Genomic DNA, 20,648 nt, shown 5'->3' on the forward strand with positions numbered 1-20,648 from the left:
TCCGCTGAGTCGCCCTAGCCGTGCGCCACGAAGTACCGGTTCAACACATTCAGATCCCCCGCCTCCAGCACCCCCGCCAGATAGCGCAACTGCAACCACGCCCGCAGGTACTCATGGCGTGCCTGCGCCAGGTCGCGCCGGGCACCGAACAGCTGCTGCTCGGCGTCCAGCACATCCAGGTTGACCCTCTCCCCTCCCCGCACACTCTTGCGCGTGGCCTGCACCAGGGCCGAGGCGGCCTTCACCGCCAGGTCGTAGGCACGGATCTTCGCCGTGCCGCTGGCGCACAGGTTGAACTGCCGGCGCAGCTGGTTGAGCGTGTCGCGCAGCTGCGCATCCAGCTCGAAACCCGCGGCATCGCGCTGGGCCCGGGCCTGACGCACCGACGCCTGCACACCGCCTCCGGCAAACAGCGGCACGCTCAACTGCACGCCAATGCTGTCGGTGTCGTAACGCTGGTTGTAGCTGCTCTCGGAGCTGGAACTGGAAATGCCCTTGCTGGCATAGGCACTCAACGAAGGCAGGTGCCCGGCCCGCTGCCGCTCGATGTTCTGCTCGGCGACCTCGAGCCCGTGGCGCTGGCTGGCCAGTTCGGCGTTGTGGGCGACGGCCAGGTCGCGCCAGGGTTCGAAACGTGTGGGGGTGAGCGGCTGGACGCGAAAATCGCCGGCCATCGGCGCCAGGTCCTCGACTGCCACCGGCTCGCCGATGATCGCCTGCAAGACGCGCAACGCCGCATCGAGATTGTCGCCGGCCTCGATCTCCTGGGCCTGGGCCAGCTCGTAGCGGGCGCGGGTTTCCAGCACATCGGTACGGGTGCCCTCGCCGCCCTTGAGCAGGCGCTCATTGAGGGTCAACTGCTCGGCGTAGGTGCGTCGCTGGGCCTGGGCCAGGGCGATCTGTTCGTTGGCGAACAACGCTTCGCTGTAGGCGCCGAACAAACGCACCATCAGCTCCTGGCCACGGCCGCGATAGCGCTCGTCGGCCAGGGCGGCCTGGGCCACGCCACGGCGGTAGTCGCTCCAGGCACCATAGTCGAACAGCGGCTGCTCGAGGGTCAGGGTCGAACTGTAGCTGCGGTAGTCGCGCTGGGTGGTCACGTCGCCGAACTGGCTGCGCTGGGTCACCTCGGAATCGTTGCGGGCGCGGTTGTAGCGGTACGACAGCCTGGGCAGCAGGCCGGCACGACCGATCGCCAGGTTCTCGAGCCCCGCCTCGCGCTCGGCGATGGAGCCCTGCCAGGTGGGATCGTTGCGCAGGGCCAGGGCATAGGCGTCGCCCAGGTCCAGGGCCTGCGCCGACAGACTCGTAAACAACAGCAGCGGGCAGGCGGCACGCAAAAACACTGACATCCTTTTATTCCTCGGCCAGGGCGACATGCACCCGGTCGGCCAGTGGCTTGAACAGGTAGTTGAGCATCGAGCGTTCGCCGGTCCGCACGAAGGCCTCCACCGGCATGCCCGGACGGATATCCAGGCCGGCCAGTTGGCCGAGGCCCTGCTCGCTGACCTTGATGCGCACCTGGTAGTAGGGCTGCTGGGTCTTTTCGTCGAGCAGGCGGTCGGCCGAGACCAACGTCACCTCGCCATCCACTCGCGGCGTGGTGCTCTGGTTGAAGGCGACGAACATCAATTCCACCGGCAGCCCTGGGCGCAGGCGGTCGACCATGTCCACCGAAGCGCGGGCGTCGACCAGCAACGGCGCATCGCGCGGCACGATCTCCATCAGTTGCTGGCCCCTGGCGATGACCCCGCCGTTGGTGAATACGCTGAGGCCGACCACTGTGCCGGCCACGGGCGCCCGCACCTGGGTATGGGCCAGCTCGAATTCGGCGCTGCGCAGGCGGTTGTCCAGGTCCTCGGCGCTGGCCTGCAGCTCGGCGAGCTGCTGGCGCACCTCGTTCTGGTACTCCTGCTGGCGCTGGCCGATGCGCAGCTTGAGCTCCAGTACCTGGCGCCGGGTGCGGCCGATGCTGCCGAAGTCCTCGGCGATCGAGCCGTTGACCTGGGCCAGCAGGCGTTCGCTGTCGAGCAGGCGATTGCGGGCGATGTAGCCATCCCGAGCCAGTTCGCGCAGGCCGCGCAGTTGCTCGTCCAGCGCGTCACGCTGGGCCTGTTTGCTGATCAGCGAGCCTTGCAGGCCCTGCAGCGAGGCTTCGGCGCCAGCGATGCTCTCGCGCAGGCCGCCGAGTTCCATCTCCAGCGCCTGGGCGCGGCTGCTGCGCAGTTGCCGCTGGCTCTCCAGCACCGTGGCCACCCAGGCGCTGGCGGCCTGGTCACGCAGGCCTTGGGGGAAGTCGATCGAAGCCCTGCCATCGCGCTCGGCCAGCAGGCGCGCCTCGGCGGCGCGGGCGTTGACGTACTGCACCCGCAGCGAACCAACCTGGGCCTGGGTCTGGGTCGGGTCCATGCGCAGTACGACCTGGCCGGCGCTCACCGTGTCGCCGTCACGCACCAGCAACTGCTCGATCACCCCACCCGTGGGGTGCTGCACGGCCTGTCGGCTACCGGCGACCATCACGCTGCCGCTGACCGGCACACCCTTGTCCAGCGGCGCCAACGCGGCCCACAGGAGGAAGCCACCGAAACCTGCCAGCACCAGCCAGCGGCCGACCCGGCCCGGGCGGTGTTCGTCGAGGCTGAGCAGGCTCGCCTCGGTCTTTTGCGTGGAGAGGGCGTGTACGCTCATGAAGTCAGGCTCTTGGCTGGCCGAAGGTGACGCTCAGGCCGATGGGATTGCGTGTGGTGGGTGGCGCGACGGGTGCGGGAGCCGGCCGGGCGGACCGTTGTGCGTCCTGCAGCACCCGGGCGGTGGGGCCGAAAGCCTGCAACTGGCCGCTCTTGAGCATCAGCAGGTTGTCCAGGCCGGCCAGCAGCGAGGACTTGTGGGTAATCAGGATCAACGTGCGCTTGTGCTCGCGCAGCCTGGCAATGGCCTCGACCAGCGCCTGCTCCCCGGCTTCATCGAGATTGGAATTGGGCTCGTCGAGCACGATCAGCGCCGGCAGCCCATACAGCGCCCGCGCCAGGCCGATGCGCTGGCGCTGGCCGCCGGACAGGCCCAGTCCGCCCTCGCCCAGCAGCGTGTCATAGCCGCCCGGCAGCTTGAGGATCATGTCGTGCACCCCCGCCAGCTGCGCCGCGGCCACCACCTGCTGGGCATCCACCGCGCCAAGCCGGGCGATGTTGTCGGCGATGCTGCCGGCGAACAGCTGCACGTCCTGGGGCAGGTAGCCGATATGCTGACCCAGTGCGCCACGGTCCCAGACCCTCAGGTCCGCGCCATCCAGGCGGACCTTGCCGCTCGCCGGGGCAACGGCGCCGACCAGCAGCCGCGCCAGGGTCGACTTGCCCGAGCCGGACGGGCCGATGATCCCCAGTGACTCGCCCGCTGGCAGTTCGAAGCCCAGGTTGTTCAGGCACAGACGGCTGCTGCCCGGCTGCGTCGCCCCCACCTGCTCAAGCGTCAGCTTGCCGAGCGGTGCCGGCAGCGGCATGCCCGCCGGACGCGGCGGCTGGGCCAGCAGCAGCTCGCTCAGGCGCTGATAGGCCAGGCGCGCGCCACTCCATTGGCGCCAGGCGCCGATCAACTGGTCGATGGGTGCCAGCACCCGGGCCATGAGGATGGAGCCGGCGATCATCATCCCCGGCGTGATCAGTTGCTCGATGGCCAGCCAGGCGCCCAGGCCGAGCACCAGCGACTGCAGCGCCAGGCGCACGGTCTTGGTCAATGCGGTGACCGCCGCGGTACGCTCGCTGCCCAGGTTCTGCCGAGCCAGGAAGCCATGGTGCAGGCGCGCCCAGCGCTGACGCACCGGCGCCAGCATGCCCATGGCCTCGATCACCTCGGCGTTGCGCAGGTTGGCGCTGGCTTCCAGGCCGGCCTGCTGCGACAGCTGCCCGGCCTCGGCGAACGGCGCCTGGGTCAGGCGCTCGTTGACCCAGGCCAGCAGCGTCAGCAGCACCGCCCCCAGCAGCGCCATCAGGCCGAGCCATGGGCTGAACATGAACATCACCAGCAGGTACACCGGGAACCACGGCGCGTCGAAGAACGCGAACAGGGCCTGACCGGTGGCGAACTGGCGCAGCGCGGTCAGGTCGGCGAGCATCTGCCCTGCGGCACCCTTGTGCCCGGCCAGGCTGGCCTCGTAGGCGGCCTCGAACACCCGTGGGTTGAGGTCCATGTCCATGCGCGTGCCCAAGCGGATCACCACCTGGCTGCGCAGCCACTCCAGCAGGCCCATGAAGGCGAACACCCCGAGCACCATGAGGCTGAGCATCAACAGGGTCATCTCGTTGCGCGACGACAGGACCCGGTCGTAGACCTGCAGCATATACAGCGCCGGGGCCAGCATCAGCACGTTGATCACCGCGGTGAACAGCGCAACGTTGCCAAGCCCGGCACCGCAGGCCCTGAGCGCCCGCAGCACTTCGTTGGCCGCGGCGGGAGCGGTTCGCATTTGTTGGAAACCTCGTAGAAGGCGCCGACCGGTGATTGCATTCGCCCTGTCGTCGCCACAGAATTCGCACCGCCGCAGCCTGGGCCCGGCAAAGACACGGGCTGCGGGGTAAGTGCATCAGATCAGCGAATGGCAGGGTGACCTTCCATTCGCTTTTTCATGCCTGCGCTCAGGCCGCCAGGGCCAGGTCCTCGGGCAGCGCCTGCACGCCGACCGCTTCGGCAGCAGCGGCGTGAGCCGGGCCGGCGGCCAGGGCCGCACCGATCTCGGCGAAGGTGCTGTTGGTGGAGACACCATAACCGGCCAGCAGGTTGTCCAGCACGCCTTCCAGGGCCGAGGTGTTGCCCTGCATCAGGCCGTAGATCACGCCCTGCACTTCGTTGCCGGCACGCCCGGCACCCTGCGCGGCATCCAGGTCCAGGCCGTTGAAGCTGACCACGTAGTTGCCCAGGCTGAAGTCGCTGCCGCTGCCGCCACCGAGCACTTCACCCAGGGAGACGTTGTCCAGCGAGCCCCACAGGTAGTGGTTGAGGTTGTCGCCCGGGGCCTTGGACGGGTCGAACACATAGTGCAGACCGTTGGCGCTGTCGCTGTCGGCAATGAAGGCGTAGTCCGAGTTGTTGCGACCGTGGGTGGCGTACTGGTCGCCATCGAAGGTGCCGTTGCTGAAGCCGCCGGTGTTGCTGTAGCCATGGCCGGCGGTGACGAAGCCGGCACTCCAGAAGGCCAGGTAGTCGTCGACGGTCGAGCTGGCGAAGGCGGCGTCATAGTTAACGGAGATGGTCATAACGGTTCCTCGTTGTTGCACAGTGATGACGAAGGCGCGTTCCGTGCCTTCGCGTCGCCCGGAATGGGCAAACCCGGTTGGTTCAGAAGCGGTACTCGAGCATGCCGCTCAAGGTGCGGCCGCGGGCCAGCGACAGGTTGTTGCCGTCGCCCATGGCCACGAAGTAGGCCTCGTCGGTGGCGTTCTCCAGCGACAGGGCCAGGTTCAGGCTGGGGGTCATCCAGTAGCTGGCGTAGAGGTCGTAGACCGTGTACTGCGGCCACTGGGCCTGATCGATCTGGTTGTAGGTATGGCTCTTGAGGTTCTCGCCGTTGCCTTCGCTGTAACGCACGCGCATGCCCACATTCAGGGTGCGCTCGAGCAGGCGCATGCCCAGGGTCAGGGCGCCACGGTCGGCGGGCATGTACGAGGCGTTGCCCATGATGTCGCCGCAACTGACGATACCGTTGGTGTCTGCGGCGCCCTCGGCGCGTGATACGCGCACCGGCAGCATGATGATGCGGCTGCCCACCCGTACCGGCCGCATGACGGTGCCGGCGCTGACCAGACGCTGTGCGCCCCCCATGTAGAACTGGTTGGAACAGAACTCGTTGCTGCCGATCATGTGGGTGTAGCTGAGCTGGCCGTAGTAGGCACCGGCATCGTAGTCCAGGCTGTATTCCACGCCTCGAAAGCGTGTGGTCTCCAGGTTGTTCTGGTAGGCCGAACGGCCCAGGGCGATGCCTGCCACGCTGCTGCCGGGCAGCGAGACATTGGTGTCGAGGAACGAGAAGTTGTCGATGCGTGTATCGAAGTAGGCGACCTTGGCGCCGAAGCGGTCGCCGTCGCGCAGCAGCGACTCCTTGAAGATGTTCAGCCCCAGCTCCCAGTTGTGCGACTCCTCGGCCTTGAGGAACGGGTTGGGGTAGACCATCTCGGCACTGCCGCCGGCATGCGGGCGGCCGCTCATGAACACTTCGGTCACCGCCGGCGGACGCCAGCCACGGCCCCAGCGGGTATAGACCTGCAACCAGTCCGGCCCGGGCTTGAGCGCGATGCCGAAGGTCGGCGAGAAGCGTCCCTCCTCGGTGTCCTCGTCGAAGATCATGTGGGTCTGCTGGCGGGTAAGGCCGACCTCGGTGACGCCTTCGGGGTACATCCAGGTGGTGACACCGGTCTTGCCGCTCAGGCGATAACGGTCGTAGCGCAGCCCGGCATCCAGGGTGAGCCAGTCGTCATGCTCGTAGGTGAGCTTGCCGAACAGGCTGGCCATCACTCGCTTGCCCTTGGGGTTGGCGCCCTGCACGTAGGGTAGCGACTCCACCTCGTTGGCCGCGGCGACGCGCTCGGTGCTGGGGCGGAAGCTGTCCTGGAACAACTCGGTGCCGTAGTTGAAGCTCAGGGTGTCGGCCTGTCCCAGGTGCCAGCGCGAGGTGTTCTGCAGCTGCAGGCCCCAGGTGTCGGTCTGGAAGCGGTCGGTGTAGGCCTCGACGCGGTTGCCGGTGGCGGCGCTGGACAGGTTGTCGGCGTTCCAGCGGTCCTGGCGGGTGGTCACGTAGTACAGCTTGGCCTTGAAGTCGATCAGGTCATTGTCCGGGGTGAAGCTGTAGTCCAGCGCGGCATTCTTCGCTTTGATGTCGTTGGTGCCGGTGACCCGGTAGTAATAGCGGTTGGCGTTGCTGTCGTTGTAGGTCCAGGCGTCCTTGCTGTCGGTGTCGGTCTCGATGTAGCTGAACTGCAGGCGCTGGTCGTCGGCGAAGTTGAGGCCGAGCTTGAACAGCTGGGAGCGGGTCACGCTGTCCATCGCCCCCACTTCGCCATGCAGCCAGCTCTTCCAGGCCTCGCGATTCTCCAGCTTGCCGCGGATCTGCGTGCCCAGGTTGTCGGCGTTCTGCGTACCGCTGCGGTAGTTGCCGAAATGCCGCTCGCTGTGGCCAAGCAGGATATCGCCGGCTTCATTGCCGACGGCGAACAGCGCACTGCCATTGAAGTAGGTGCCGTTGCCCAACTCGCCGATACCGTGGCCGGCGCGCAGGCGACCACCGATCTCCTTGCCCTGGCCGAGCAGGTCGCGGGCATCGACGGTGTTGAAGCTGGCGATGCCGCCGATCACCCCGGCACCGCCCATGCCGGCCGAGGTGCCCTTGTCGATCTCGACGCCCTGGATGAACTCGGGGTCGATGAACATCACGCCGTTGCGCTGCTGGTGGCCGTTGACGTTGAAGTTCTGGCGCATGCCGTCGATGTTCATGTTGACCCGGCCATAGTCCTGCACGCCGCGGATGTTGACCGACAGTCCTGGGTCACGCTGGTTGACCGCGGTGTACACGCCCGGGGTCTGTTCGAGCAGGTCGGCGGCATGACGAGGGGCGCGTTGCTCGATCTGCTCGCGGGTAATGACACTCACCGATCGCGGGGTCTGGTACACCCAATCGCCATCGCGCTGCGAATCGACATGAGTCGCGCCCAGCTCCAGGACCTCGCCGTCCTGGGCGACACGCTCCAGGCCGACCTGTCCGGCGGCGCTGAAGTGGTAGCGCACCGGCGTGCCGCGCAGCAGTTGGCGCAGGCCCTCTTCAGCCGGGTAGCTGCCGCGCAGCCCCTCGCTGCGCAGGCCGGCCAGCTTGCGGCTGTCGAAGAACACCTGCACAGCGGACTGCTCGGCGTAGGCCAGTACCGCGCTGTCGAGCGACTGGGCCGGAATATCGAAACGCACCAGGTTGCGGCTGGCGGTGCTTGGCGAATCGGCGGCTTGTGCCATGCCGATCCCCATCGGCAAAGCACAGCAGCCCAGGACCAGGCTGCCGGCCAGGGCGAGGCGGCCCAGAGGGCGCAAGGGTTGTTGTCGTGGCGTGCTCACTGCGGTTGCTCGTCCGTTGTTGGCGTTTTCTAGTAATGAAAATCAATCTCAACAATCAGACGAGCAACGCAGGAAAAGTCAGTAACTAAAATAGAAAGTTTTTTGCCGAAGCCGCGTTCAGTAGAGCACGGCCAGGCCTGGAAGCTCGATCAGCCGGGCCTTGAGCTCGTCACCGAGCACCACCGGGGCGGTGCCTAGCTGGTCGAGGCGGAATACGCCGCTGACCTCACGCCGGGCCAGTGCGTCACTGGCGACTACCAGCTGGCCAGCACGGTAGCGATTGAGCCGGGCGACCACCTCGGCGAGCGGCTGGCGTTCGAACACCAGCACTCCGCGCTGCCAGTCCGTGGCTCGCCGCAGATCGTGACCCGGCCAGGGTCGTACCCCCTTGTGCTGGTCATAGCGCAGGCTCTCGCCCTGCTCCAATAACTGACTGGCCTGCCCCTGCAACGGCGGCACCTGCAGGTCGACCGCGACGCTGTGCTCCAGCATGCCGACCCAGCCCCCCTCGCCCGCCGCGCCAACCACGAAGCGTGTACCGAGGGCGCGACTGGTAGCCCCGGCGTATTCGACCACGAACGGGCGTGCGTCCCGGGACGTGACCGGTGCGGCAGTGAAGATGGCTTCACCGGACAACAGGCGCACGCGGCGCTCCTGATCGTCGAAGGCAAGCTGGACGGCGCTACGGCTGTCCAGTTCGACCTGGCTGCCATCGGGCAGGGTCACCCGGCGCACCTCGCCGATACCCGTGAGGTAGTCCGCACGCCAGCCTAGCCATGCCTGCGGCCCTTGCTGCACAGCGAGCACGGCCAGCAACAGCGCCGCCGCGCTGGCGACAGCCCGGCGCAACCGAGGTCGCCGTCGCCGTACCGGGCTGCCCTGAAGGGGAGTCGTGGGGCGAACGGCCGAGACGGCGGGCAAGCTTGCCAATTGCCCAAGGTCAGCCCAGGTGGCCTGGGCGAAACCATAGGCCTGGGCGTGCCGGGGATCGCTGGCGCACCACTGGTCCAAGGCGTGCTGCTGCGCCGGGCCCAGGGGACCGGCCTGCTGCAGCACCACCCACTCGGCGGCCTGCTCGCGGATGGCTTGCTCGTTCTGGCTGCTCACACGGTTCTCTCGTGATCTGGTTATGTCTGGGCTGACGTCTGAAGCGGCATTTGTCAGTAAACCGTTGGTCATTCGGTTTCCTGCAGGCACTGCATCACATAGGCCAGGGCCTTGGCCAGATGCTTTTGCACCGAGCTGTCGGAGATCCCCAGGTGCCGGGCAACCTCGGCGTGGGTCATGCCTTCCAGGCGGTTGAGGCGAAAGATTTCCCGGGTACGTTCGGGCAGCTCGCCGAGGATCGCCTGCAGGCGACGCAGGTGCTGCTCACGCACGGCCTGCTCCTCGAGCCCGGGGCCATCCTCGACGATCGCCTCGAAGGCTTCGTGGGGCACCGTGTCGGTCTTGCGCCGCTGCTGCTGGCGCACGTGATCGATCATCAGGTTGTGCGCGGTGCGGTACAGGTAGGCCTGGGCGTTGTCGATCGGCTCGTGACGTTGCTGCTCGGCCAGGCGCAGGAAGCTGTCCTGCACCAGGTCGGCCGCCAGCTGCGGGTCGCGCACCTTGCGCGAGAGCAGGCCCTGAAGGTTTTTCGCGTGCTTTGTGAACAGCCGCTTGAGGTCGAACTCCGCCACACGCTCTCCATGGGGTGGTCGCAAGGTGGCGGTATGCTACTGGTTATTGAGAATCACTTGCAAGAAACAGCATTACTCGAAGAGTGCATCCAGCGCCTGTTCCAGACGGGTCACGGCAATCACCTGCAACCCGACGGGCGCTTCCTTCGGCGCGTTGCCCTTGGGCACGATGGCGCGCTTGAAGCCATGCTTGGCCGCCTCTTTCAGACGCTCCTGGCCGCTGGGCACCGGGCGCACCTCGCCCGACAGGCCAATCTCGCCAAACACCAGCAGGCCATGGGCCAGCGGGCGGTTGCGCAGGCTCGACATCACCGCCGCCAGCAACGCCAGGTCCGAGGCGGTTTCGAGCACCTTCACGCCACCAACGACGTTGAGGAACACGTCCTGGTCGTGGGTGGGGATGCCGCCGTGCCGGTGCAGCACCGCCAGCAGCATGGCCAGGCGGTTCTGGTCCAGACCCAGGGTCACCCGTCGCGGGTTGGCCAGGTGGCTGTCGTCGACCAGCGCCTGGACCTCCACCAGCATCGGCCGGGTACCTTCCCAGGTGGCCATGACCACACTGCCCGGCACTTCCTCCTGGGTACGGTTGAGGAAGATCGCCGAGGGGTTGGAGACTTCCTTGAGGCCACGGTCGGTCATGCCGAACACGCCCAGTTCGTTGACCGCGCCGAAGCGGTTCTTCACCGCCCGCAGCAGGCGCAGGCGGCCGTCGGACTCACCCTCGAAATACAGCACGGTATCGACCATGTGCTCGAGCACCCGTGGCCCGGCCAGCGAACCCTCCTTGGTGACATGGCCGACCAGGAAGATCGCCGTGCCGCTCTGCTTGGCGTAGCGCACCAGCAATGCCGTGCTCTCGCGCACCTGGGCCACGCCGCCGGGGGCTGACTGCAACTGCTCGGTGAAGATGGTCTGGATCGAGTCGATGACCATCACCCGCGGCTTTTCCTGGCGCGCGGTGGCGATGATGGTCTCGATGCAGGTTTCGGTCATGACCTTGAGCTGCTCCTGGGGCAGGCCCAGGCGCCGGGAGCGCATGGCCACCTGCTGCTGCGACTCCTCGCCGGTGACATACAGCGCCGGCATCTGCGTGGCGATGTTGCACAGGGTCTGCAGGAGGATGGTGGACTTGCCGATCCCCGGATCACCGCCGATCAGCACCACCGAGCCGTCCACCAGGCCCCCGCCGAGCACGCGATCGAGCTCGGTGCTGCTGGTGGTGAAGCGCGGGATCTCCTCGACGCTGACTTCGGCCAGGGTCTTGATCTGCGCCTGCTGCCCGGTCCAGCCGGCACGCCCGCTCGGCGCCGCGGCGCCGCCGCTCTCGATCATGGTCTCGACCAGGGTGTTCCAGGCCCCGCAGTCACCGCACTGGCCGGCCCATTTGGGGAAGGTCGCGCCGCACTCTGTGCAGCCATACAAGCGCTTGGCCTTGGCCATGGGTGGGTCTCCTGGAAAAACCGCCATGATAGCCGAACACGGACGTGTCCCGGAGGCCTCGGCAGGCGACCAAACTATTCGCGCTAAACACAGTCTGTAGCTGCGAACGTCACGCATGAAGCGTTTTAGTGGCTTACACTGCGTTTACCTCTCCATTCGTAACAAAGGAATACAGCATGGGCATGCTCAGTGAATTCAAGGCCTTCGCGGTCAAGGGAAATGTCGTCGACATGGCGGTAGGTATCATCATCGGCGCGGCGTTCGGCAAGATCGTCTCGTCCTTTGTCGGCGACGTGATCATGCCCCCTATCGGTATGCTGATCGGCGGAGTGGATTTCAGCGACCTGGCGATCACGCTCAAGGCCGCCGAAGGCGATGTACCAGCCGTGGTAATGGCCTATGGCAAGTTCATCCAGACCATCCTCGACTTCATCATCGTCGCCTTCGCCATCTTCATGGGCGTGAAGGTGATCAACCGCCTCAAGCGCGAAGAGGCCGTGGCACCGACCGCACCGCCAGTGCCAAGCGCCGAGGAAACCCTGCTGACCGAGATTCGCGACCTGCTCAAGGCGCAGAACCGCCAGCCCTGAAGCACAAAACGACTGGGGCCGCTTTTCGGCGGCCCCAGTGACGACGATCCAACAGGCGCTGTTGTGCCTTACCAGTAGTTCTCCACCGCCACCTGCCCCGGCCGCTTGCTCAGGCTCAACTGCAGGTCACGCGCCTTGAGCACCTTGCGCGTCTCGTCGATCATCTGCGGGTTGCCGCACAGCATGATCCGCGAATGCTCCGGCGACAGCGCCAGCCCCGCCGCCTTTTCCAGCTCACCGTTCTCGATCAGCGTGGTGATCCGCGCATTCAATGCACCCGGATGCGGCTCTCGGGTTACCACCGGGATGAACTGCAGCTTGCCCGCGAACTCCGCCAGGTAGTCGCGCTGCTCCAGCGCGGCGATCTCGTCCACATACGCCAGCTCCTTCGCCTCGCGCACCGAGTAGACCAGCTTGATGTTGTCGAAGCGCTCCCAAGCCTCGAAGTCCTGCAGGATCGACATGAACGGCGCAATGCCGGTGCCGGTGGCCAGCAGCCACAGGTCGCGACCACCGACGAAACGGTCGAGGGTCAGGTAGCCGAAGGCCTGGCGGTCGATCAGCAGGGTGTCGCCCGCGCCCAGGCGGCTCAGCTCGCTGGTGAACTCGCCCCCCGGCACCACGATGGAGAAGAAGTCGAGGAATTCGTCATGGGGCGCGCTGACCATGGAATAGGCGCGCCAGGCGACGCTGCCATCGGCCTTGCTCACCCCAAGGCGAGCGAACTGCCCGGCGCGGAAACGGAAACCGGCATCGCGAGTGACACGCAGGGAAAACAGGTTGGGCGTCAGGGGCTGGACGTCGAGCAGGGTCTGGCGGGTAAATTTGTCGGCGCTGGCGGTCATGACGGGCTCCATGGAACAGATGCGCGTAGTGTCGCGCAAAGCAGCGGAGATAAACACCGTCGGTTTGTAAGGTATCGTCTGGGCCTGCTCACAATCAGCTAAGGAAGCGTGACAGCTATAACAAAAAAACCCAGCACAGAGTTAGGAGATTTCCTACACTTCGCTTCGTGCGTTTCCTACATTGGATCCAGCGAGAAGCAGAAGGGAGCTTCATCGATGCCACACTGGAAGACTGAAGATCTCCAGCAGCTGCTGGACGAGCGCGAGCCCAAACAGATTTTCGCATGCGCCGTAGACCTGATACAGAAGCTCGACATGGAGTATCTGGGTTTGACGCTACATCTGCATGCCTGTGCAAAGGTTCCGCAGGTAATTCTCTACAACAACTATCCCAAAAGCTGGAATGATCGTTACCAGAACGAGAATTTCATCAGTATGGATCCGACAATATTAAAGTGCCACCTCGGCGAGCTGCCTTTTGTCTGGAGCGACGATCTCTTCCGCGACGTACCACAGCTGCGCGAGGAAGCCCATGCGCACGGGCTGACCTACGGCTGGACCCAGTCAACGCATGACCTGCGGCATAACGAAAGCCACTTGAGCGTGTCCCGGCGCTCCCGCGCCATCGACGAAGACGAACATTACGAAAAGTGCGCTGCAACGATGTGGCTATGCAACACCTTGCACACGTTGCTCAGTGAATATCACCTGACCCATCTCTACGGGCTCAGCGTGCGGGAACTGGAGGTGATGGACTGGTGCGCCAAAGGCAAGATTGCCGAGGATATTGCCAAGATCCTGCGCTTATCGACCAGCACAGTGAACTTTCATATCCGCAGCGCCATCGACAAGACCAATGCTCCCAACAAGACAGCGGCGGTCGCCAAGCTCGTCGAAGCCAAGCAGATCAGTCCCAGGTAAAGGCTCGGAATCTGTAGAATCGCGTACCTCATGTCCATCGCGCCCCGCGATGACCAGCACCACCTTGAGTCGTACGCCATGCCCCTGTTCAACAGCCCCTTCGCCGACCTCGACCTGATCCGCCAGCCGGCCCAGGCCAACGACCCGCTGCTGGCCTTCGATGCCGCCGACCAGTACCTGCTGGAGCACCTGGCGGCCCAGGCGCCGCAGGCGAGCTGCAAGGTGCTGGTGCTCAACGACAGCTTCGGCGCACTGGCCGCGAGCCTCGCGGGGCATGTGCAGGTGAGCAGCAGTGGCGACTCGCACCTGGCGCACCTGGCCCTGGAGAAGAACCTGGCGGGTAACGGCAAGCCATTCGACAGCGTGCCCTTCATCCCGGCCAGCGAGACCTTCCAGGGCCCGTTCGACCGCGTGCTGGTGCGCGTGCCCAAGACCCTGGCCCTGCTCGAGGAACAGCTGATCCGCCTGCAGGGCCAACTGGCGCCCGGCGCCCAGGTGATCGCCGGGGCCATGATCAAGCACCTGCCCCGCGCCGCCGGCGACCTGATGGAGAAGTACATCGGCCCGGTCCAGGCTTCGTTGGCGCAGAAGAAGGCCCGCCTGCTGATTGCCACCGTCGGCGAACGCCCGACCGCGCGCTCGCCCTACCCCAGCCGCTACCGCCTGGACAGCCCGGCCCTGGAGCTGGTCAATCACGCCAACGTGTTCTGCCGCGAAGGCCTGGACATCGGCACCCGCGCTTTCCTGCCACACCTGCCACGCGACCTGGGCCGCGCCCGTGTCGCCGATCTCGGTTGTGGCAATGGCGTGCTGGCGATCGCCTGCGCCCTGGCCAACCCGGATGCGCAGTTCACCCTGGTCGACGAGTCGTACATGGCGGTGCAGTCGGCGCGGGAGAACTGGCAGGCGGCGCTGGGCGAACGCGAAGTGACGATCAGGGCCGCGGATGGCCTGGCCGGTCAGGAGAAACAATCGCTGGACGTGGTGCTGTGCAACCCGCCGTTCCACCAGCAGCAGGTGGTCGGCGACTTCCTCGCCTGGCGCATGTTCCAGCAGGCCCGGGAGGCGCTGGAGGTCGGTGGCGCGCTGTACATCGTCGGCAACCGCCACCTGGGCTACCACAGCAAGCTGGCGCGATTGTTCCGAGGGGTCGAGCAGGTGGCTGCGACGCCGAAGTTCGTGGTGTTGAAAGCCCGTAAATAAACACCCGATAGAAAACGAGAAAAGCCCGCCCCTACTGGTTCTGTAGGAGCGGGCTTGTCCCGCGATCGGGCTGCACCGCAGCCCTCACAACCTAGTGGGTACTCAGGCCTGCCGCACTCATGAACATGCGCATGCCATAAGCCACCACCCCAAGCGCCGCCACGCTCAGCCCCCAGATCAGCACCAGCCAACCCAGGCGTTGCCACAGCGGCTTTTTCTCTTCGACGTTCATCACGATACGCTCCTAGTGATAGCCATCTTCATGGGTCACCTTGCCGCGGAACACGTAGTAGCTCCAGTAGGTGTAGCCAAGGATGAACGGCAGGATGAACAGCGTGCCCACCAGCATGAAGCCCTGGCTCTGCGGCGGTGCCGCGGCGTCCCAGATGCTGATCGACGGCGGGATGATGTTCGGCCACAGGCTGATGCCCAGCCCGCTGTAGCCCAGGAAGATCAGCACCAGGGTCAGCAGGAACGGCGTGTAGTGGGCATTGCGCGCCACCGCCCGCAGCAGGCCGTAGAAGGTCACCAGCACCAGGATCGGCACCGGCATGAACCAGACCAGGTTGGGCATGCTGAACCAGCGTTCGGCGATCTGCGGATAGGCGATCGGCGTCCACAGGCTGACCACGCCGATGACCGCCAGCAGCACCAGCGCCAGTGGCCGAGCGATGTCATGCATCTGCTTCTGCAGCGGCCCTTCGGTCTTCATGATCAGCCAGGTGCAGCCCAGCAGGGTGTAGGCGACGATCAGGCCCAGGCCGGAGAACAGCGTGAACGGCGTCAGCCAGTCCAGGGTGCCGCCGACGAACTTGCGGTCGACCACCTTGAAGCCCTCGATGAACGCGCCCAGGGCCACGCCCTGGAAGAAGGTCGCCACCAGCGAGCCCCAGATGAACGCCTTGTCCCAGATGTGCCGCTTGTTGGCCCGGGCCTTGAAACGGAACTCGAAGGCCACGCCACGGAAGATCAGGCCCACCAGCATCAGGATCAACGGCAGGTACAGCGCCTCCAGCACCACCGAGTAGGCCAGCGGGAAGGCGCCGAACAGCGCCGCGCCGCCCAGCACCAGCCAGGTTTCGTTGCCGTCCCATACCGGGGCGACGGTGTTCATCATCACATCGCGGTCACGCTCGTCCTTGACGAAGGGGAAGAGCATGCCGATTCCCAGGTCGAAACCATCCATCACCACGTACATCATGACGCCGAAGATGATGATCACGGCCCAGATCAGCGGAAGATCGATACCCATCTCAGTTCCCCTTGCTCAGGCTGGCGGAGTCGGCCTCATGGCCTTCATCGGCGGCGGACAGCGGCCGCGCCGGCGTGCGTTTCTGGCCAGGGCCACCCGGGGTGTGCTCCTCGCCTTCGCCGGTCTTCGGCCCTTTGCGCACCAGGCGCATCATGTAGCCGATGCCGGTGCCGAACAGGGCGAAGTAGACCACCACGAACATCACCAGGGTGAAACCAAGTTGCGCGTAGCTATGGTTGGACACCCCATCGGCGGTGCGCATCAGCCCATAGACCACCCAGGGCTGGCGACCGACCTCGGTGGTGAACCAGCCGGCGAGGATGGCGATCAACCCGGACGGGCCCATCCACAAGGTCAGGTAGAGGAACGGACGCGAGCTGTACAGCGTGCCGCGCTTGCGCAGCCACAGGCTCCACAGGCCGACGAAGATCATCAGCATGCCCAGCCCGACCATGATCCGGAACGACCAGAACACGATGGTCGAATTGGGTCGATCCTCGGGCGGGAAGTCCTTCATCGCCGGGACCTGCTTGTCCAGGCTGTGGGTGAGGATCAGGCTGCCGAGCGCCGGGATCTCGATCTTGAAGCGCGTGGTCTCGGCCTGCATGTCGGGAATGCCGAACAGGATCAGCGGGGTCGGCTCGCCGGGCTTGTTCTCCCAGTGGCCTTCGATGGCGGCGATCTTCACCGGCTGGTGCTTGAGGGTGTTCAAGCCATGGAAGTCACCGATCACCGCCTGTACCGGCGCGACGATCAGCGCCATCCACATGGCCATCGACAGCATCTTGCGCACCGCCGGGTTGTCGCGCCCGCGCAGCAGGTGCCAGGCCGCCGAGGCGCCGACGAAGAACGCGGTGGCGACGAAGGCCGCGGTGGCCATGTGCATCAGCCGGTAGGGGAAGGACGGGTTGAAGATCACCGCGAACCAGTCCACCGGGATCACCTGGCCATTGACGATCTCGTAGCCCTGGGGCGTCTGCATCCAGCTGTTGGAGGCGAGGATCCAGAACGTCGACACCAGCGTGCCGAGCGCCACCATGCACGTGGCGAAGAAGTGCAGGCCACGCCCGACACGGTTCCAGCCGAACAGCATGACGCCGAGGAAACCGGCCTCGAGGAAGAAGGCGGTCAAGACCTCGTAAGTCAGTAATGGACCGGTGATGGACCCGGCAAAGTCGGAGAACTGGCTCCAGTTGGTGCCGAACTGGTAGGCCATGACCAGGCCCGAGACCACGCCCATGCCGAAGTTGACGGCGAAGATCTTCGACCAGAAGTGGTAGAGGTCACGGTAGGTATTGTCGCCGGTCTTCAGCCAAAGGCCTTCGAGGACCGCCAGGTAGCTCGCCAGGCCAATGGTGATGGCCGGGAACAGGATGTGAAAGGACACGGTAAAGGCAAACTGGATTCGGGCGAGCTCTAGGGCTTCCAATCCGAACATGGTGCTTCCTCTTCAGGTAATCCGGCGACCGGGCTCATGGCCTGTCGCCCACTGCCCCCACGGGTATCGAGTGCGGCGCGTTGGAATTGTTCTGTTCGATCGCGGGGATTCCGGCCCGAGGGCCAAGATCGTTGCATCTGGAACGATTGATCCAGGTCAACGACTGAATGGAAGCATAGTCCCGAATGACCCATCCGGATGTGTGGTTGATTGCCGCGTGACCGGTTGCCTCACCCTCTTTTTTTGCGTGTGAAAAGTTGATCCACGCGGCTTTCAGCAACTATTTGTTACAAACAGATGTTACTCTTCAGCCCCCTCTGGTACCGAGGTCGCAGGCTCCCCGATGTCCGATTCCGCCCCGAAATTGCTGCGCCATCACCGCCCGTTCCTCGCCTTCTGGCTGGCCCGCGTGTTCACCGCCAGCGGCTTCCAGATGCTCACCGTGGCCATCGGCTGGCATCTCTACCAACTGACCGGCAATGTCCTCGACCTGGGCCTGGTCGGGCTGGTCGAGTTCGCCCCGCGGGTGCTGTTCATGCTGCACACCGGGCATGTCGCCGACCGCTACGACCGGCGCAAGGTCGCCGCCCTGTGCCAGACCCTGCAGGCGCTGATCGCCCTGGCGCTGGCCGTGGGCAGTTTTACCGACAACGTCAGCCGAGAGCTGATCTTCGTGCTGGCCTTCCTGCTAGGTGCCGCCCGCTCCTTCGAGATGCCGGCGACCCAGGCCCTGCTGCCCAACGTGGTACCCCCCGGGCTGTTCCCGCGCGCGGTGGCGGCCTCTGCTTCGGCGTCCCAGGCGGCGACCATCGTCGCCCCGGCGGTGGGCGGCCTGCTCTACGCCTTCGGCAGCACCTGGGTTTACGGTCCGACCGTAGTCCTCTATCTCATCGCCTGCCTTTTGACCCTGAGCCTCGATGCCCGTCGGCAGCCGCCGCAGCCAGGCAGGGCCAACCTCGACTCGCTGCTGGCCGGGATCCGCTTCATCCGCAGCCGTCCGGATATCCTCGGCGCGATCTCGCTGGACCTGTTCGCCGTGCTGCTGGGCGGTGCCACCGCCCTGCTGCCGGTGTTCGCCAAGGACATCCTGCTCACCGGCGCCTGGGGCCTGGGTCTGTTGCGCTCGGCGCCCGCCGTCGGTGCATTGTTGATGTCGCTGTGGCTGGCGCGTTTCCCGGTGGAACGCAAGGTGGGTCTGACCATGTTCACCGCAGTGGGCATATTTGGCGTCGCGACCATCGCCTTCGGCCTGTCCACTTCGTTCTGGTTCTCCCTGGCGGTGCTGGTGGTGCTGGGCGCGGCGGACATGATCAGCATGGTCATCCGCAGCGCTTTCGTGCAGTTGGAGACGCCGGACGAGATGCGCGGCCGGGTGAGCGCGGTGAACGGGCTGTTCATCGGTGCCTCGAACCAGCTCGGCGAGTTCGAGTCGGGCGTTACCGCGCACTGGTTTGGCACAGTGCCGGCGGTGGTGCTCGGTGGCGTGGGCACGCTGGTGGTGACCGGGGTGTGGATGAAGCTGTTCCCGACCTTGACCCATCGGGACCGGATGCACAACGGCTGATCGGTTGCCTGTGCCGGCCTCTTCGCGGGTAAACCCGCTCCCACAGGCGTGGCGCGTGGCTTGAGGGCTGCACGGTCACTGTGGGAGCGGCTTCAGCCGCGAACACCGGCATAGCCGGTGCCAGGCACCGCGTCGCCTGCTCCGCGGCGGTGCGGCGGTCCGATAAACCCGCTCCCACAGGGATCGCGCCAGATTCTAAAAATTGAGCAAGACAGTTGCTCCCACAGGCGTAGCGCGTGGTTTGAGGGCCGCGCGGTCGCTGTGGGAGCGGCTTTGATCTGGTCAAGTAATTTTGGACACCGGTTAAGGTTCATGCCGCTGCCTTGAGCTTTTCCTCCATGGCTACTGGCGTTTCATAGCCGTTGTAGCTGTGGAGGCGCTTGAGGTTGTAGCGCATCAGATAAGCCTGGATATCCACTCGTGCCTGCGCTTCGGTCTCGTAACCCTCTGCCGGCACCCATTCTGATTTCAATGCTCCGAAGAATCGCTCCATGGCAGCGTTATCCCAGCATTGGCCTCGATGGCTCATGCTCTGGTTCAAGTTGTACTCATCGAGCGCGGCTCTGAATTTATGGCTGGTGTACTGACAGCCCTGGTCTGAATGAAACATTACGCCCGCCGGCCTACCCCGCGATTCAGCGGCCATGCGCAGGGCGTTACAAGCTAAGTTGGCATCTGCAATCATCGAGAATGCCCAACCCACTACGCGACGGGCATAGAGGTCAATCACGGCGGCTAGGTACAGCCAGCGCCTGCCAACCTGGATATAGGTCACATCGCCACACCAAACCTCATTGATCGCCGAAACCTTGAAATTGCGCTTCAGCTGATTCTCGGCGATCAACGCTTCTGCCCCTGATGACCGATAGCGGTGCGGCCTGCGCTGTTTGCACTTCAGGCCAGCTTCACGCATTAGCGCACGCACCTTGTATCGTCCTATTTCATGGCCTTCGTGCCGCAATTCCTGCGCCAGGGTTCGCGAGCCAGAAGCACTTCGCGATGCGTTGAAGTGCTTGATTACCAGCAGGCGTAGCGCATCTCTTGCCGGGTTTTCACGTCCTTGTCGTTTGCGCCACGCATAGAAACTGCTGCGCTTAACCCCAAGCACGCGGCAGCAGTCGACAACAGGGTATTGCTCACTCAGCTCGTTGATCAGCGAGAACGATCTTTGGAGTCCCGAAGCAGGAGAGCACTGGCCTTTTTTAGGATTTCGATATCCCGATCCTTTTGCCGAACCAGCGCTTCGAGTTCTTCAATTCGTTGCTGCTCGGGTGTAATCGCTTTGGCTCCAGCCGGAACCTTACCGGTTCTCTCTTCACGCACCTGGTCAACCCAGCGGCGAAGCGCGGTAGGGCCCAGCCCAAGGGCGGCACAGACCTCAGGAACTGACTGCCCACCGTCCAGCACCATTTCGGCAGCTTGGACTTTGTATTCTCTTGAATAAGATTTACGCACTGATTTTGCCTCCAATTGGGCGCCATCATAGCGCCCGATGAAGGTGTCCAAAATCATTAGGCCAGTTCACTTCAGCCGCGAACACCGGCATAGCCGGTGCCAGGCACCGCGTCGCCTGCTTCGCGGGTAAACCCGCTCCCACAGGGATCGCGCCAGATTCTAAAAATTGAGCAAGA

General features: G+C 65.0%; 18 protein-coding genes. 4 read left to right on the forward strand and 14 right to left on the reverse strand.

Annotation, left to right across the window (positions count from 1 at the left end; all coding sequences use genetic code 11):
* Positions 1-14: 14 nt before the first annotated feature.
* The 8 genes from AC0MAZ_RS25880 to radA form a co-directional block, all read right to left on the reverse strand.
* Complete coding sequence (locus AC0MAZ_RS25880) at positions 15-1,352, reverse strand: TolC family outer membrane protein (RefSeq protein WP_475859684.1); 1,338 nt, start codon at positions 1,350-1,352, stop codon at positions 15-17.
* A 4-nt stretch (positions 1,353-1,356) separates the two neighbouring features.
* Positions 1,357-2,688, reverse strand: a complete 1,332-nt coding sequence (locus AC0MAZ_RS25885) for an HlyD family type I secretion periplasmic adaptor subunit (protein ID WP_475859686.1) — start codon at positions 2,686-2,688, stop codon at positions 1,357-1,359.
* Positions 2,689-2,692: 4 nt separating this feature from the next.
* Entirely contained in the window at positions 2,693-4,459 is a 1,767-nt protein-coding gene (locus AC0MAZ_RS25890) for a type I secretion system permease/ATPase (RefSeq protein WP_475859687.1), read from the reverse strand.
* Between the two features lie 169 nt (positions 4,460-4,628).
* Positions 4,629-5,246, reverse strand: coding sequence for a heme acquisition protein HasA (locus tag AC0MAZ_RS25895; protein WP_203650496.1), 618 nt, complete (start codon positions 5,244-5,246; stop codon positions 4,629-4,631).
* An 82-nt stretch (positions 5,247-5,328) separates the two neighbouring features.
* Positions 5,329-7,998 carry a TonB-dependent receptor gene (locus AC0MAZ_RS25900; RefSeq protein ID WP_475861502.1) on the reverse strand — a complete coding sequence of 890 codons (2,670 nt, stop codon included), beginning with the start codon at positions 7,996-7,998 and terminating at the stop codon, positions 5,329-5,331.
* A gap of 204 nt (positions 7,999-8,202) precedes the next feature.
* The gene (locus AC0MAZ_RS25905) at positions 8,203-9,192 is read right to left on the reverse strand and encodes a FecR family protein (RefSeq protein ID WP_475859689.1); all 990 of its coding nucleotides are present in this window, start codon (positions 9,190-9,192) and stop codon (positions 8,203-8,205) included.
* Between the two features lie 68 nt (positions 9,193-9,260).
* Positions 9,261-9,764, reverse strand: a complete 504-nt coding sequence (locus AC0MAZ_RS25910) for an RNA polymerase sigma factor (RefSeq protein WP_203650489.1) — start codon at positions 9,762-9,764, stop codon at positions 9,261-9,263.
* A gap of 72 nt (positions 9,765-9,836) precedes the next feature.
* The gene (radA, locus tag AC0MAZ_RS25915) at positions 9,837-11,204 is read right to left on the reverse strand and encodes a DNA repair protein RadA (protein ID WP_203650487.1); all 1,368 of its coding nucleotides are present in this window, start codon (positions 11,202-11,204) and stop codon (positions 9,837-9,839) included.
* Between the two features lie 176 nt (positions 11,205-11,380).
* Here radA and mscL point away from each other — a divergent pair, with 176 nt between their 5' ends.
* Positions 11,381-11,794, forward strand: a complete 414-nt coding sequence (gene mscL / locus AC0MAZ_RS25920; RefSeq protein WP_110739376.1) for a large-conductance mechanosensitive channel protein MscL — start codon at positions 11,381-11,383, stop codon at positions 11,792-11,794.
* A gap of 68 nt (positions 11,795-11,862) precedes the next feature.
* Here the strand turns inward: mscL and AC0MAZ_RS25925 are convergent, their stop codons facing one another.
* Entirely contained in the window at positions 11,863-12,639 is a 777-nt protein-coding gene (locus AC0MAZ_RS25925; protein ID WP_203650485.1) for a ferredoxin--NADP reductase, read from the reverse strand.
* A 216-nt stretch (positions 12,640-12,855) separates the two neighbouring features.
* Here AC0MAZ_RS25925 and AC0MAZ_RS25930 point away from each other — a divergent pair, with 216 nt between their 5' ends.
* Positions 12,856-13,560 carry an autoinducer binding domain-containing protein gene (locus AC0MAZ_RS25930; protein ID WP_203650483.1) on the forward strand — a complete coding sequence of 235 codons (705 nt, stop codon included), beginning with the start codon at positions 12,856-12,858 and terminating at the stop codon, positions 13,558-13,560.
* 78 nt (positions 13,561-13,638) lie between these two features.
* Positions 13,639-14,763, forward strand: coding sequence for a methyltransferase (locus AC0MAZ_RS25935; RefSeq protein WP_475861503.1), 1,125 nt, complete (start codon positions 13,639-13,641; stop codon positions 14,761-14,763).
* A 91-nt stretch (positions 14,764-14,854) separates the two neighbouring features.
* On the opposite strand, the gene AC0MAZ_RS25940 is transcribed toward AC0MAZ_RS25935, so the two are convergent.
* Genes AC0MAZ_RS25940 through AC0MAZ_RS25950 form a run of 3 tightly spaced genes read right to left on the reverse strand, consistent with a single transcriptional unit; the run spans position 14,855 to position 17,453 of the window.
* Positions 14,855-14,995, reverse strand: a complete 141-nt coding sequence (locus AC0MAZ_RS25940; protein ID WP_036986195.1) for a DUF2474 domain-containing protein — start codon at positions 14,993-14,995, stop codon at positions 14,855-14,857.
* Between the two features lie 12 nt (positions 14,996-15,007).
* On the reverse strand, positions 15,008-16,015 hold the full coding sequence (gene cydB / locus AC0MAZ_RS25945) for a cytochrome d ubiquinol oxidase subunit II (protein WP_110739372.1): 1,008 nt from the start codon (positions 16,013-16,015) through the stop codon (positions 15,008-15,010).
* 1 nt (position 16,016) lies between these two features.
* The gene (locus tag AC0MAZ_RS25950; RefSeq protein WP_110739371.1) at positions 16,017-17,453 is read right to left on the reverse strand and encodes a cytochrome ubiquinol oxidase subunit I; all 1,437 of its coding nucleotides are present in this window, start codon (positions 17,451-17,453) and stop codon (positions 16,017-16,019) included.
* 343 nt (positions 17,454-17,796) lie between these two features.
* On the opposite strand from AC0MAZ_RS25950, the gene AC0MAZ_RS25955 reads away from it, so the two are divergent.
* The gene (locus AC0MAZ_RS25955; protein WP_475859693.1) at positions 17,797-19,017 is read left to right on the forward strand and encodes an MFS transporter; all 1,221 of its coding nucleotides are present in this window, start codon (positions 17,797-17,799) and stop codon (positions 19,015-19,017) included.
* Positions 19,018-19,327: 310 nt separating this feature from the next.
* Here the strand turns inward: AC0MAZ_RS25955 and AC0MAZ_RS25960 are convergent, their stop codons facing one another.
* Positions 19,328-20,173 (reverse strand): IS3 family transposase, encoded by an 846-nt coding sequence (locus AC0MAZ_RS25960; RefSeq protein WP_324256565.1) that lies wholly within the window; start codon positions 20,171-20,173, stop codon positions 19,328-19,330.
* A complete protein-coding gene (locus AC0MAZ_RS25965) occupies positions 20,170-20,529 on the reverse strand; it encodes a transposase (RefSeq protein WP_475858264.1) in 360 nt (119 codons plus the stop codon). The genes AC0MAZ_RS25960 and AC0MAZ_RS25965 overlap by 4 nt, the downstream gene beginning before the upstream one ends.
* Positions 20,530-20,648 lie beyond the last annotated feature (119 nt).

Source organism: Pseudomonas sp. A, assembly GCF_056270345.1.